Raw genomic sequence first — 13,900 nt, 5'->3', positions numbered from 1 at the left:
CGCGGCCTGATATCGCCGTGAAACCTGCCTCTTCGCTTTCATCTCTCCGTAGACATGCCTTGCGGGTGATCGAGCCTCCATGCTTACTGTTCACGACTTGTCCCGCATCGCCAACGAGGCCCGCGTGAACCGATTCCGTCAATTTCTGGCCGTCTTGATCCTGATCGGAGCACCCGCGACGGTCGCGGTTGCGCAGGAGCGGCCAGCCGCGGACCAGATCCTGCACAACTGGTATAGGATGGTGCTCGAACTGGTGCGTCACACGCCGACCTATTCGCCACCTGTCGCCAGCCGGGCCTTCGCCTATCTGGGCGTCATCGCCTATGAGGCCGCGGCGGGCGGCGCGGACCTCGTCTCGCTTTCCGGGCAGTTGAACGGGTTCGAGCCTGGCCCAGTGCGCGAAACCGGTGCGGCCTATGACGAGGCGATAATCATGCAGGCGGCGATGGCATTCGCCGTGCGCAATTTCTTCGGCAATACCGGTCCGACGGGGCAGCGCGCCATGAAGGCGATGGAAGCACAGCTTTCGCAGGTGAGCGCCGCGGGGGTGCCCGACGCCATCGCCGCGCGCAGCGTCGAATTCGGCGAGGCGATCGGCGCACATGTGCTCGACTGGTCCCAGGACGATGGCGGCGCGGTCGTCGAGAATATGGGCTTTCCGTTCGACCATGCGCTGAACAGCCGACCGGGGGCCTGGGCGCCGACCAGTCTCGTCGCGCAGCAGCAGGCGCCGCTTCTGCCCCGATGGGGCGAGAACCGCAGTTTCGCCATGCCGACCGGCGCGTCATGCCCACTGCCCGCGCCACCTGCCTATAGCGAGAAGGCCGGGTCCGACTTCCACGCCGAGGCGCTCGAGGTCTACGAGACCGCCAAGACGCTAACGCCGGAACAGGCCACGATCGCGCGGTTCTGGTCGGACGACCCGATGCTCTCGCCGACGCCGCCCGGCCATTGGATATCCATCGCCATGGACATTCTTCAGGACAGGAAGGCGGATGCGGGCGAACGCGCGGATCTTCTTGCGCGGCTGGGCGTCGCGATGGCGGATGCCTTCATCGGATGCTGGCACGCCAAGTACGAATTCGACCTGATACGGCCCGTCACCTATATCCGCCGGGTCATCGATCCGAACTGGCAGCCGATCCTGATCACCCCGCCCTTCCCCGAATATCCGAGCGGCCACTCCACCCAGTCCGGAGCGGCGGCGGCGGTGCTGACGGCGCATTTCGGCGAGGACTTCGCCTTCGAGGACGCAACGCATGTCGACGAGGGGTTCGATCCGCGCCGCTTTTCCGATTTTTGGGCAGCAGCCGAAGAAGCGGCGATGTCGCGGCTTTACGGCGGCATCCATTTTCGGGCCGCGATCGAACGCGGGCTTGACCAGGGTCGCTGCATCGGCGCCCATGCGACCGCGCTGAAAACGGTGCAGTAGGCAATGCGTATGGTCTTCGTCCTTTCGATCGCGCTTTTCACCGGCGTCGCGAGCGCCCATGCGCAGGCGATCCCGAGCTTCGTCGAGGAAACCGACGCGTCGGGCATCGACAGCGTGTTCGAGGGCGAATGGGAATTCATGGTCGGCGGCGGCGTGGCCGTCTTCGACTGTAGTGGCGACGGCTTTCCCGACGTGTTTCTGGCCGGAGGCTCGGCGCCGGCAAGATTCTATCGGAATGCGAGCGAGGCGGGAGGCGAACTGCGGTTCGAAAAGGCGAGAAGCGGCGCGGAATTCGACGAGGTTGCGGGCGCCTATCCACTCGACATCGACGGCGACGGCGTCACCGATCTCGTTCTCCTGCGCGTCGGCGAGAACGTCGTGCTGCGCGGGCTTGGCGACTGCCGGTTCGAACGCGCCAACGAGGACTGGGGCTTCGAGGGCGGCGATGCGTGGTCGACCGCCTTCGCCGCGACCTGGGAGAGGGACGCAATCTTTCCGACGCTCGCCATCGGCAATTATGTCGACCGGAACGAGCAGATGTTTCCCTGGGGCTCCTGCACCGAAAACTGGCTTCACCGGCCGGCGGCAGGCGAGCGCCGTTTTGATGCACCCCTGCCGTTGACGCCAAGCCATTGCGCGCTTTCCATGCTCTTCACCGACTGGAACCGGTCCGGCACGCCTGCCTTGCGGGTCTCGAACGACCGCGAATATTACAAGGGCGGGCAGGAACAGCTCTGGCATGTGCGCGCGGGCGAAGCGCCGGCGCTCTATACGCCCGAGGAAGGCTGGCAACGCCTGCGCATCTGGGGGATGGGGATCGCCTCCTACGATCTCGGCTTCGACGGCTATCCCGACTATTTCCTGACCAGCATGGCCGACAACAAGCTGCAAAGGCTGGTTCCACCCGAAGCGGGAGAGATGCTGCCCCGCTATGACGACATCGCCTTTGCCAAAGGCGTGACGGCGCACCGGCCCTATACGGGCGGTGAGATCCAGCCGAGCACCGCCTGGCACGCGCAGTTCGAAGACGTCAACAATGACGGTCTCGCCGATCTCTTCATCGCCAAGGGCAATGTCTGGGAGATGCCGGACTTCGCGCGGAAGGACCCGAACAACCTGCTCATCCAGAAGCCGGACGGCACGTTCGGCGAAGCGGGCGACACGGCCGGCGTGGCCAGCATGTTGACCGGCCGGGGCGCGGCGCTGGTCGATTTCAACCTCGACGGGCTGGTCGATCTCGTCGTCGTCAACCGGCACGACAGGGCGCAGATCTGGCGCAATACGAGCGAGGATGCCGGGCGCTGGGTGCAGATGAAGCTCGAACAGGACGGACCGAACCGTGACGCGGTCGGCGCCTGGATCGAGGTCAGGCGGGGCGATGTGACGATGCGGCGGGAGGCGACCTCGGGAGGCGGCCATGTCAGCGGCCAGACGGGTTGGTGGCATTTCGGCCTCGGTGATCGGGACGAGGCCGAAATACGGGTCATCTGGCCGGATGGCGCCGAGGGCGATTGGACGCGTGTTGCGGCGGACGGTTTCTACGTGCTGGCGCGCGACACCGAGCCCGTCGCCTGGAAGCCTAACGGCCGTTGACCTTCCGCCAGGCGGCGAAATCGGTCAGAGTCTTTTCCTCCGTTGCCGGATAAAGGCCGAGGATCGAGCGGCCGTTGCGCACTTCGTCGGTGACGAAATCCTCGAAGGCCGTCATCTCGACCGCCTCCGCCGCGAGTTCGTCGGCCAGGTGCGCGGGGATCACGACGACGCCATCGCCGTCGCCGACCATCACGTCGCCGGGGAAAACCGGCGTGTCGCCGCAGCCGATCGGCACATCGATGTCGATCGCCTGATGCAGCGTCAGGTTCGTCGGGGCGGAAGGGCGGTTGTGATAGGCGGGGATGGCGAGGCCGGCAATCTCGGCCGAATCGCGAAAACCCCCATCGGTCACCACCCCGGCGACGCCGCGAACCATCAGCCGCGTGACGAGAATTCCGCCGGCGGACGCCGCCCGCGGATCCTTGCGGCTGTCGATCACCATCACCGCGCCTTCCGGGCAATCCTCGATCGCCTTGCGCTGCGGATGGGCGCGGTCGCGGAAGACCTCGAGCCTGTTCAGATCCTCGCGCGCGGGCATGTAGCGCAGCGTGAAGGCTTCGCCGACCATGGTCGGCTTCGTCGGATCGAGCGGATGCACGTCCTGGATGAACTGGTTGCGCAGGCCGCGCCTGTAGAGCGCGGTGCAGAGCGTCGCGGTGGAGACGGTCTTGAGCTTGTCGCGCGTTTCAGCCGAAAGAGGCATGGGAAGCTCCTCAGTAGATCGCCGGCTCGTCCACCGGACGGCCGAATTCGGTTTCCAGGAAATCGAAATCGCAGCCTTCATGGGCCTGACGGATGTGCTTCGAGAACATCCAGCCATAGCCGCGCTCGTAGCGCGGCGCAGGCGGCGTCCATGCCGCCTTGCGCGCGGCCATTTCCTCGTCGCTCACCTCCAGCCGAATCGAGCGGGCGGGAATGTCGAGGCTGATGAGATCGCCCGTCCTGACCAGCGCCAAAGGTCCGCCAACGTAGGATTCGGGCGCAACGTGGAGGATGCAGGCGCCATAGCTGGTGCCGCTCATGCGCGCGTCGGAAATCCGCACCATGTCGCGGACGCCCTGGCGCACCAGCTTCTTCGGGATCGGCAACATGCCCCATTCGGGCATTCCCGGCCCGCCGAGCGGGCCGGCATTGCGCAGGATGAGGACGTGATCGGCGGTGACGTCGAGATCGTCCCGGTCGATCACCGCCTTCATCGACGGATAATCGTCGAAGACCAGCGCGGGGCCCGTGTGCTGCTGGAAGCGCGGATCGCAGGCACTGGGCTTGATGACGCAGCCTTCCGGCGCAAGATTGCCCTTCAGGACCGCAAGCGCGCCCTCGCCGTAGATCGGGTTGTCGAGCGGGCGGATGACATCCGCATCGTGGACTTGCGCGCCGGCGATGTTCTCTCGCAGCGTGCAGCCGGTAACGGTAATGCAATCGACGTGGAGATGCTCGCCGAGCGACGCCATCATGGCCTCCATGCCTCCGGCGTAGAAGAAATCCTCCATCAGATATTTGTCGCCGCTCGGGCGAATGTTGGCGATCACCGGCACGATGCGGCTCGCGCGGTCGAAATCGTCGAGTCCGATATCCGCACCGGCGCGGCGCGCCATCGCGATCAAATGGATGATCGCGTTGGTGGAACAGCCCATCGCCATGGCCACCGTGATGCCATTCTCGAAGGCTTTCCGGGTCTGGATGTCGGAGGGCTTCAGATCCTCCCACACCATCTCGACGGCACGCCGGCCGGAAGCGGACGCCATGCGGATATGGTTGGAATCGGCGGCCGGAACGGACGAGGCACCGGGCAGCGTCATGCCGATCGCCTCGACGATGCCGGTCATGGTCGAGGCGGTGCCCATGGTCATGCAGGTGCCGTAGGAGCGCGCGATGCCCCCTTCGAGCCCCTGCCAGTCGGCGTCGGTGATGTTGCCGGCGCGACGCTCGTCCCAGTATTTCCAGGCGTCCGAGCCCGAACCCAGGACGCGGCCCTTCCAGTTGCCGCGCAGCATGGGGCCCGCGGGCACGAAGATCGCCGGAAGGTTCGCGCTCGTTGCGCCGAGAAGCAGCGCCGGGGTGGTCTTGTCGCAGCCCCCCATCAGCACCACGCCGTCGAGCGGGTGCGAGCGGATCAGTTCCTCGACATCCATGGCGAGCAGGTTGCGGTAGAGCATGGTGGTCGGCTTGACGTTGCTTTCCGACAAGGACAGCGCCGGCAGTTCGACGGGAAAGCCGCCCGCCTGAAGGACGCCGCGCTTCACGTCCTCGGCGCGCTGGCGGAAATGGGCGTGGCAGGGATTGAGATCCGACCAGGTGTTGATGATGCCGACGATCGGCCGTCCGGCCATTTCCTCATTGGAATAGCCCATCTGCATCATGCGAGAGCGATGGCCGAAGCTGCGCAGATCGTCGGGCGCGAACCAGCGCGCGCTGCGAAGGTCCGCAGGTTTCTTGCCGATCTTCATTAACCGCCTCCCGAAACGACCGACCCGGCTCAGAGGGGCCATAGCTATTGCGCTAGTATATCTCAAAGCGGTGTGCAACCGCTGAATCCACAGTGTCCCGGATTGGAACATCTTCCCGTGAGCGCTATAGCGTGAGCCAGGGGGTTCGACATGATCCAGCCACTGCGCCGCCGTTCGCTTGCCGACGAGATCTACGACGAGCTTCGCCGCATGATTGTCACGCTCGAACTCAAGCCGGGCGAAACCCTGGTCGAGAAGGAATTGTGCGACCGCTTCGCGGTCAGCCGCACGCCTCTTCGCGAGGCGATCCTGCGACTGGCCGATCACGGTCTCGTCGAGATCGCTCCCCAGCACGCGACCTTCGTTGCCGGGATCGACGTACGTGCGGTCCGGCAAGCGCATTTCTTACGCAGCAACCTCGAAATCCCGCTGATCCGCCAGCTTTGCGCCACGCCGGGCCTGGACCTGTCGCGCCCGCGGGCCATCCTGATCGAACAGCAGGTGCTGATGGCCGATACGGAATTCGCGACCTTCATGCCGCTCGACGACGCTTTCCACCAATCGCTCTTCGAGCTTGGGGGCCTGCGCGAAATCTGGTCCGTGATCCACTCGCGCAAGGCCCAACTCGACCGCGTCCGCTTCCTACAGGCGCCGCAGGGCGGCAAAGTTCCGCTCCTCGTCCAGGATCACAAGGCGATCCTCGACGCGATCATCGCCCAGGACGGGGCCGCCGGGGAAGCGACACTGCGCCGGCACATTGCCGGGGCGGTGATCTTCATGGAACAGCAACTCCTGCTCGAGCCGGACGCGTTGCAGACGCGGCCGAGGCGGATGGAGACGGCGGCCGAGACCGGCGGGACTTGACCCAAGGCATCAGTGCTGCACTAATGTATCAGCATTCCATTCGCTGGAGAGCCCAATCGATGCGAGCGACGGCAGCATCCGCCGCGCAGGATGCGACAACCATTTATGCCGACCTCAGGGCGCGCATCCTCGCGCTCGATCTTCCGCCGGGCAGCCAGCTCGTCCGCGGCGACCTTCAGGCCACCTATCGCGTCAGTTCGACTCCCGTGCGCGACACCCTTCTGCGTTTGCAGGAGGAAGGTCTGGTCGACATCCACCCGCAATCGCGCACGCTGGTCAGCCGCATCGACCTGGCACAGGCGCGTGAGGCGCACTTCCTTCGCAGTTCCATCGAGCGGAGCGTGGCGCGCCTGCTCGCCGAAAAGCCGGACGGCGAATTGATGCGCAAACTCGACCATATCGTGACGCTTCAGGTCGCGTGCGAGACGTCCGGCGACCTCGACGGCTTTGCGAGCCTGGACCTGACCTTTCACCGAACGCTGTTCGAGGCGGCGAATTTGATGCGGCTCCATCGCGTCATCCGGCGCGAGAGCGTCCATATAGACAGGCTGCGTGCGCTGCACCTGCCGATGGGCGACAAGACGAAGCGCATCGTCGACGAACATCGTGCCATCATCGAGGCCATAGAAGCCGCATCGCCCGAGCGCGCCGACGACGCGATGGCCTTCCACCTCTCGCAGTCGATCAGGATCGCCACGGAACTCAGCCGCGTCCGGCCGGATTATTTCGCGCTCTGACCTCTTCGGACTCAAACGAGATGGAGGACCTCATGAACCGCGACGACTGTGACGGAGACCATGTCGGCGAGGCTGATGAAACCCGGCAGGCTGTAAAGTGCCTTGACAACTGGTCGGCCTTCATGGTGCGCTTCCGGCCCGAGCGAGACCCCCGACGAAAGCCGATCCGGGGACCGCATACGGGAGGAGCAGCGTGACGCAGACGGGGTCAAACGTCCCCGCGGCGATCTGGCGCCGCCAGGCGGCCGACATCCTGTCGGCCTGGGGCCTGAGCGCGGATCATGCCGCAACGACCGCCGGTATCCTGACCGAGGCCGATCTCATGGGGATCGACTCCCACGGGATTGCCATGCTCGCGCTTTACGAACGCCAGTTGCAGGAAGGCGGGGCCAATCCGCGCCCCGATATCCGAATCGTCCACGATCATGCCGCAGTCGCGCTGATCGACGCCGATGGCGGTTTCGGACAGGTCCCGTCGGCAATGGCCGCCGAGATGGCGGGAGACCGAGCGGAAAAATTCGGCATTGCCGCGGTGGCGATCCGAAACTCCAATCACTACGGCGCGGCCGGGATCTATGCGCGGCGGCTGGCCGAACGCGGGCTGATCGGACTGTCGACCTCGTCGGTCTGGCGCTCCGCCATCGTGCCGACCGGCGGGCTCGAACCGCGGCTCGGCACCAACCCGATCGCCTTCGCCGCGCCTTGCGCCGGACAGCGGCCTTTCCTGCTCGACATGGCGACTTCGACCGCGGCAATCGGCAAGCTGAAACTGGCCGAGCGTGCGGATAGGCCGATCCCGGCGGGCTGGGCGCTCGACCGGCAGGGGGCGCCTCTGCTCGATCCCGCCAAAGCCTTGCGCGACACGCTTCTCGTGCCGCTCGGCGGGCACAAGCGCTACGGACTCGCCACGATGGTCGAAATCCTGTCGAGCACGCTTTCAGGCGCGGCGATGACACCGCTGCGCGAAGCGCTGGCAGGGTATCACGATGTCGGCCACTTCGTCATGGCGATCGATCCGGCGCTTATTCGCGGCTCGCGTGAGGAGTTCGCGGCCGAGATGTCGCGAATGGTGGACGCGCTGCGCGCGACGCCCGCCCGGAACAGGTCCGTGCCGGTGATGGTCGCGGGAGACCCGGAATATCGCTGCGAGGACGAGCGCCGCGCACTAGGCATTGCGTTGCCGCACAAACTCGAGCGGCAATTGCGCGATATCTGCGACCGTGCGGGCCTTGTTTTCCGCATGGCGGAGGAGGCGGTGCCGGGCTGAGGCGCCGCGACGGCAAGAAAAACGTTCGACAGGTCCAACAGGGAGGAAGACCGACGATGAAGACCCAGATCATGACTGCACTCACCTTACTTGCCGTGGCGGCCGTCGCCGCACCGGCGCAGGCGCAGCAACTGAACCTGATGACGGGCCCGCAGGGCGGCGCGTGGTATCCGCTGGGCGGCGCCATGCAGGCCATGGCCAGTGACGCCGGAATCGCCTCAATCCAGGTCCTGCCCGGCGGCGGCATCGCCAATGTCCAGGGCGTCCAGAACGGAGATGCCGATCTCGGCTTCGGCAATTCGATCTCAACGGTCGACGCGATCGAGGGTCGCGAACCCTTCCAAGGCGAAGCCGACAATGTCTGCAACGTGGCGACCCTTTATCCGCAATATTTCCAGATGGTCGTGCCGCAGGCGCGCGGGATAAATACGGTTGAGGATTTCGCCGGCAAGCGCCTCAACACCCAGCCCGTCGGCAACACCGCCGAGCAGGTGGTGCGCGCGGTGCTCCAGACGGCGGGCCTTTCCTACGACGATCTTTCGTCGGTCGACTTCGTTTCCTATTCCGACGGCGTGTCGCTGGTTCAGGACAACAATTCCGACATCCTGGCGCTCGGCACCACCATCCCGTCCTCCGCGGTGATGGACCTGGCCAACAGCGCAGACCTCACCCTGATCCCGCTCGACGAAGCCTTCGTTGAGAAGATGCGCGCCGAGATCAACCCCGGCTATACCAGCCTGACGATCCCGGCCGGCACCTATCCCGGCCAGGACGAGGACGTGAATGCGGTCGGCTATGCCACGCACATCGTCGCGCGCTGCGACCTCGAAGCCGAGATTGTCGAGGGCCTTTTGACCCAGATGTGGGAAAACAAGCAGGACCTTGCCGCCATCGCATCGGTGATGGGCGATCTGACGCTGGAGGAGATGGCTCAGGACATCGGCGTGCCGATGCATCCCGGCGCGACCGCCTTCTACGAGGCGAATGGCATCGCGCGGTAGGCTGCCATGCGGGCGGACACGACCGGATGTCCGCCCGCTCCTGACTGCACATCCGCATGAGGCAGGACGACACCGAGGAGGTGCCACGATGCGCTACGAATCGCTGATGAAGAAGCTCGTGACATTCGTGGCGGTGTCGATGAGCCTGTTTCATCTTTACGTCGCCTATGCGGGGCCGCCCAACGCGTTCACCCTGCGCGCGACCCATTTCGGGTTCGCACTGGTCCTTGCCTATCTGTCCCTGCCGCTGTTCAGCCGCAACGCGGGAAAGGCGCCGGGCCCGCTCGACTGGCTGTTCGTGATCAGCGCCATGGTCGCCTGCGCCTATCCGATCTTCTACCAGCAATATTTCAACACGCGGATGGCCTATGTCGGCCCGGTCTCGACCACCGACCAGGCGATGGCGATCCTGATGATCCTGGTGGTTCTGGAGGCCGCCAGACGGGCCATGGGACCGATCCTGCCGATCACGGCGCTGCTGTTCCTCGGCTATCAGATCTTCTTCACCAACACGCGAATCCTGCGGCTCCTCGAATATCAGTATATGACGACAGACGCGCTGTTCGGCATTCCGGCGCAGGTCTCGGCGACCTATGTCGTGCTCTTCGTCATCTTCGGCGCGCTCGCCGAACGCATGGGCATCGGCAAGCTCTTCACCGATTTCGCGCTTGCGCTGACCGGCCACACGGCCGGCGGGCCGGCCAAGGTCGCCGTGGTGACCTCGGGCCTGTTCGGTTCGGTTTCGGGATCGGCCGTCGCCAATGTCATGACCACCGGCACCTTCACCATCCCGCTGATGAAGCGCATCGGCTATCCGAAGGCATTTTCCGGCGCCGTCGAGGCCGTGGCCTCGACGGGCGGGCAGATCATGCCGCCGATCATGGGCGCGGCCGCCTTCGTGATGGCCGAATTCATGGGCGTCAGCTACCTGACGGTCGCGACCTACGCGCTGCTGCCCGCCTTCCTCTATTATCTGGCAGTCTTCCTCGCCGTCCATTTCGAGGCCAAGAAGCAGGGCTTGAAAGGTTTGCCCAAGGCCGACCTGCCCCGCGTCTGGACGGTGCTGAGCGAACGCGGCCATCTGTTTCTGCCCCTGATCTTCATCATCGGTGCGCTGATGATCGGACGGTCGGCGCAATTCTCGGCCTTGATGGGCATCATGTCGATCGTCCCGGTCGTATTGATGCGCAAGACGACCCGCGCGGAATTTTCGCTCAAGAAGCTCATGGACGGGCTCGAATCCGGCGCGATCAACGCCGTGATCGTGGCGCTCGCCTGTGCGGCGGCCGGCATCGTCATCGGCGTCATCGCCCAGACCGGGCTTGGCCTGACCTTCACCGGCATCGTGCGCGCCGCAGCCCAGAACATGCTGCTGCCGGCGCTGCTGCTCACCATGGTCGCGGGGATCATCCTCGGCATGGGAATGCCGACGACGCCCGCCTATATCGTGCAGGTGGCGCTTCTGGTCCCTGCGCTGGTGCGCCTCGGCGTACCGATGGAGGCGGCGCACATGTTCGTCTTCTACTTCGCCATCCTGTCGGCGATCACGCCGCCCGTCGCGATTGCGGTCTACGCGGCGGCGGGCCTCAGCCGCGGCGGCATATGGGATACGAGCTGGAATGCGGTGAAGCTTGGCCTCACCGGCTATATCATTCCGTTCATGTTCGTCTTCGGGCCCGCTCTGCTGATGATCGGCGACTGGCCGGACATCGTTCGCGCCGCGATTTCCGCTTCGATCGGCGTGACGCTTCTGGCCGGCGCGCTGACCGGATACTTCATCAAGCCGGCAAGCTGGATCACGCGCCTGCTGTTCTTCGCGGCCGCCCTGTCGCTGATCAATACGGCGTTCGTGACCGACGTGATCGGCCTCGCCCTGGCGGCCATCGGCATCGCCATCAACCTGAAATGGCCGGCGCCGGAACGTGTCCCGCGCACGCAAGAGCAGAGCATCGGGCATGTCGAGGCACCCGACCATTCGCCGGTCGCGCCCGGCGACGTTCTGGACATTCCCGCGCACGCATCGAAAAACCCCGTCGAACAGGGACGCGCATGATCTATGATCTTCGCACCTATACGTGCCGCGCCGGCACGATGAAGACCCATCTCGAGCTTTACGGCCGACACGGCTATCCCGTGCAGAAAAGACATCTGGGAACGCCGCTCGTCTATGCGGTTACGGAGACGGGCAAGCTCAACTCCTATGTGCATCTGTGGGCGTTCGACAACGCAGCCGACCGGGAGACACGGCGCGCGAAAATGGAGAAGGATCCAGACTGGATCGCCTATCGCAAGATGAGCCGCGAGGCCGGCTATCTCGTCGCCCAGGAAAACACTCTGCTTTCCGGTCCGCTCGACTTCGTCGAGGCCGGTCCGCGTCAGGGATGACGCTGGTAGTCGGTGGTCCGGCTGCGGGCCTGAATGAGATGATAGTGCATGAGCACGCCCGCGCCCGAACGGTCACGCGAGGCGATGGCGTCGTAGATCTGGCGATGCTCGGCCAGCACGCGTTCGCGTCGCGCCTGCGATCCGACACGGCTCAGGCTGACGGCGACATCGATCCCGCCCAGCATCAGGTCGCGCATCGATTCCAGAAGGGCCGGGAAAATCTCGTTGCCGGTCGCCGCGGCAATGGCCCGATGGAAGGCGAAGTCCTCGTCGCGATCGTTGGCGCTGGCCTCGAGCGCGGCCAAAGCGGCCGCGATCTGCTCGAGATGCGCTTCCGTGGCGCGCTCGGCCGCCAGAGCGGCGATCTGCGGCTCCAGCGCCATCCGCGCCTCGTAGCCACGCAGCAATCTGGCGACGTCCGATACGGCGGCGAACTCGGTCAGCCGGGCCGGCGGGCGCTGCTTGACGAAGGAGCCGGAGCCGCGCCGCGCATAGACGAGACCATCGGCCTGAAGCCGCATCAGCGCCTCGCGCACGACAGGCCGCGACACCTTGAAGGCGCGGCAGATCTCCGATTCGGACGGCAGGCGCTCGCCCTCCTTCAGCCGGCCAAGCATGATCTGCTCGAGTAGCTGGCCGTAGAGATTGTCAGCGAGCTTCTCGCGGCGGGCCGGCGTGATTTCAATCTTCATGGATTATTCTCATGCCGGGATCGGGATGTCCTGCGTGAATTTCGGCACATGATAGCCCTTCTGCACCGCCTCGCGGGCGGCGAGTTCGACATACCAGCGTTTGACATTGGCAAAGTCGTTCAGATCAATGTCCTGCCACTCATGACGCGACGCCCATGGCCAGATCGCCATGTCGGCGATCGTATAGTCGGTGCCGGCGACATACGCTTCGCGACCAAGCTGACCGTCGAGCACGCCATAGAGGCGGCAGACTTCCTTGGTGAAGCGCTCTTCGGCGAAGGGTGCCTTGCCGCGATTGAATTTCAGATATTGATGTGCCTGGCCGAGCATCGGACCGAACCCGCCCATCTGCCACATCAGCCATTCGAGCACCTTCATACGCGCCCTGGCGTCGGTCGGCAGGAAGCGGCCGGTCTTCTCGGCGAGGTAGATCAGGATGGCGCCGGATTCGAAAACCGACTGACCCGTCTCGCGGTCGAAAATGGCGGGGATCTTGTTGTTCGGCGAAATCTTCAGGAAATCCGGCGCGAATTGCTCATCCTTCCCGATATCGATGGAATGAACCTCATATGGCAGGGCCATTTCCTCGAGCGCGATCGAGACCTTGCGCCCGTTGGGCGTCGTCCAGGTATAAAGATCGATCATCTGGTGTCTCCGAATTCGAATGGGTGGCGGATCAGGCGAAGCGGGCGCGAAGTGCGTCGCTTCCGCGCGCGAGAAGGCCCAGATCGCTGCCGACGGCCACGAACAGGCAACCCTCGTCGAGCCAGCGTTTCGCATCGGCCTCCACGGGTGCGAGGATGCCGGCGGCCTTGCCGGTCGCACGAATGCGCCCGATCGCCTCCGAGATCGCAGACCTGACGGTCTCGTGGCCCGAATTGCCGAGATGGCCGAGGTCGGCCGCGAGGTCCGAGGGTCCGATGAAAATGCCGTCGACACCGTCCACTGCGGCAATCTCCTCGATATTGCCGAGCGCAACCCGCGTCTCGATCTGGACGAGCAGGCAGACCTCGTCATTGGCGCGGGCGAAATAATCCGCAAACCGGCCGAAGCCGTTGGCGCGGTTGCTGACGGACACACCACGAATACCGTGCGGCGGATAGCGCATGGCGGCGACCGCCTGACGCGCCTCCTCGGCGTTCTGGACGAAGGGGACGAGCAGGGTCTGCGCGCCGATGTCGAGGAAGCGCTTGATGGCGACGGGATCGTTCCAGGCGGGCCGGACGACCGGGCTCGCCGTCGAATGCGACACTGCCTGAAGCTGCGCATGGACGGACGGCAGTTCGTTCGGCGCGTGTTCTGTGTCGATCAGCAACCAGTCGAAGCCGGCGCCCGCCAGCGGCTCGATCGCGACATTGCTCGTCAGGCTGCACCAGAGCCCGATCTGCGGTCGACCCGCCTTCAGCGCCGCCTTGAACCGGTTTTCCTGCATTCCCACCACATGCGCCTCCACTTCGCTTTCGGCATAGTTATCAAGAA

13 protein-coding genes are annotated in these 13,900 nt (G+C 65.0%); 8 read left to right on the top strand and 5 right to left on the bottom strand.

Annotation, left to right across the window (positions count from 1 at the left end):
• Window positions 1–124 precede the first annotated feature (124 nt).
• Window positions 125–1,432, top strand: a complete 1,308-nt coding sequence (locus PZ895_RS14705; protein WP_275839720.1) for a vanadium-dependent haloperoxidase — start codon at window positions 125–127, stop codon at window positions 1,430–1,432.
• A 3-nt stretch (window positions 1,433–1,435) separates the two neighbouring features.
• Complete coding sequence (locus PZ895_RS14700) at window positions 1,436–3,025, top strand: CRTAC1 family protein (protein WP_275839719.1); 1,590 nt, start codon at window positions 1,436–1,438, stop codon at window positions 3,023–3,025.
• Here the strand turns inward: PZ895_RS14700 and PZ895_RS14695 are convergent.
• Window positions 3,012–3,728, bottom strand: a complete 717-nt coding sequence (locus PZ895_RS14695) for a ribonuclease activity regulator RraA (RefSeq protein ID WP_275839718.1) — start codon at window positions 3,726–3,728, stop codon at window positions 3,012–3,014. The genes PZ895_RS14700 and PZ895_RS14695 overlap by 14 nt on opposite strands.
• A 10-nt stretch (window positions 3,729–3,738) precedes the next feature.
• A complete protein-coding gene (gene araD, locus PZ895_RS14690; protein ID WP_275839717.1) occupies window positions 3,739–5,475 on the bottom strand; it encodes an L-arabinonate dehydratase in 1,737 nt (578 codons plus the stop codon).
• 150 nt (window positions 5,476–5,625) lie between these two features.
• On the opposite strand from araD, the gene PZ895_RS14685 reads away from it, so the two are divergent.
• From PZ895_RS14685 to PZ895_RS14660, 6 genes are all read left to right on the top strand, one after another.
• A complete protein-coding gene (locus tag PZ895_RS14685; protein ID WP_275839716.1) occupies window positions 5,626–6,339 on the top strand; it encodes a GntR family transcriptional regulator in 714 nt (237 codons plus the stop codon).
• A gap of 59 nt (window positions 6,340–6,398) precedes the next feature.
• On the top strand, window positions 6,399–7,076 hold the full coding sequence (locus PZ895_RS14680; RefSeq protein ID WP_275839715.1) for a GntR family transcriptional regulator: 678 nt from the start codon (window positions 6,399–6,401) through the stop codon (window positions 7,074–7,076).
• A 193-nt stretch (window positions 7,077–7,269) separates the two neighbouring features.
• Window positions 7,270–8,343: an Ldh family oxidoreductase gene (locus PZ895_RS14675; protein WP_275839714.1), complete on the top strand. Its 1,074-nt coding sequence runs from the start codon at window positions 7,270–7,272 to the stop codon at window positions 8,341–8,343.
• A 56-nt stretch (window positions 8,344–8,399) separates the two neighbouring features.
• On the top strand, window positions 8,400–9,344 hold the full coding sequence (locus PZ895_RS14670) for a TAXI family TRAP transporter solute-binding subunit (RefSeq protein ID WP_275839713.1): 945 nt from the start codon (window positions 8,400–8,402) through the stop codon (window positions 9,342–9,344).
• 88 nt (window positions 9,345–9,432) lie between these two features.
• A complete protein-coding gene (locus tag PZ895_RS14665; protein ID WP_275839712.1) occupies window positions 9,433–11,397 on the top strand; it encodes a TRAP transporter permease in 1,965 nt (654 codons plus the stop codon).
• Window positions 11,394–11,729 (top strand): NIPSNAP family protein, encoded by a 336-nt coding sequence (locus PZ895_RS14660; RefSeq protein ID WP_275839711.1) that lies wholly within the window; start codon window positions 11,394–11,396, stop codon window positions 11,727–11,729. Before PZ895_RS14665 ends, PZ895_RS14660 begins: the two co-directional genes overlap by 4 nt.
• Here the strand turns inward: PZ895_RS14660 and PZ895_RS14655 are convergent.
• The 3 genes from PZ895_RS14655 to PZ895_RS14645 are packed head-to-tail and all read right to left on the bottom strand — an operon-like array spanning window position 11,720 to window position 13,853.
• Entirely contained in the window at window positions 11,720–12,421 is a 702-nt protein-coding gene (locus PZ895_RS14655; protein ID WP_275839710.1) for a FadR/GntR family transcriptional regulator, read from the bottom strand. The two genes, PZ895_RS14660 and PZ895_RS14655, sit on opposite strands and share 10 nt — an antisense overlap.
• Window positions 12,422–12,430: 9 nt before the next feature.
• Entirely contained in the window at window positions 12,431–13,066 is a 636-nt protein-coding gene (locus PZ895_RS14650) for a glutathione S-transferase N-terminal domain-containing protein (protein ID WP_275839709.1), read from the bottom strand.
• 31 nt (window positions 13,067–13,097) lie between these two features.
• Window positions 13,098–13,853, bottom strand: a complete 756-nt coding sequence (locus PZ895_RS14645; protein WP_275839817.1) for an HpcH/HpaI aldolase/citrate lyase family protein — start codon at window positions 13,851–13,853, stop codon at window positions 13,098–13,100.
• Between the last annotated feature and the right edge of the window lie 47 nt (window positions 13,854–13,900).

The sequence above is a fragment of the Mesorhizobium sp. YIM 152430 genome (genome assembly GCF_029210365.1).
In the GTDB taxonomy this organism is placed as follows: domain Bacteria; phylum Pseudomonadota; class Alphaproteobacteria; order Rhizobiales; family Rhizobiaceae; genus Aliihoeflea.
Note: the sequence above shows the minus strand (reverse complement) of the source record. Positions and strands in the feature narration are given on the sequence as shown.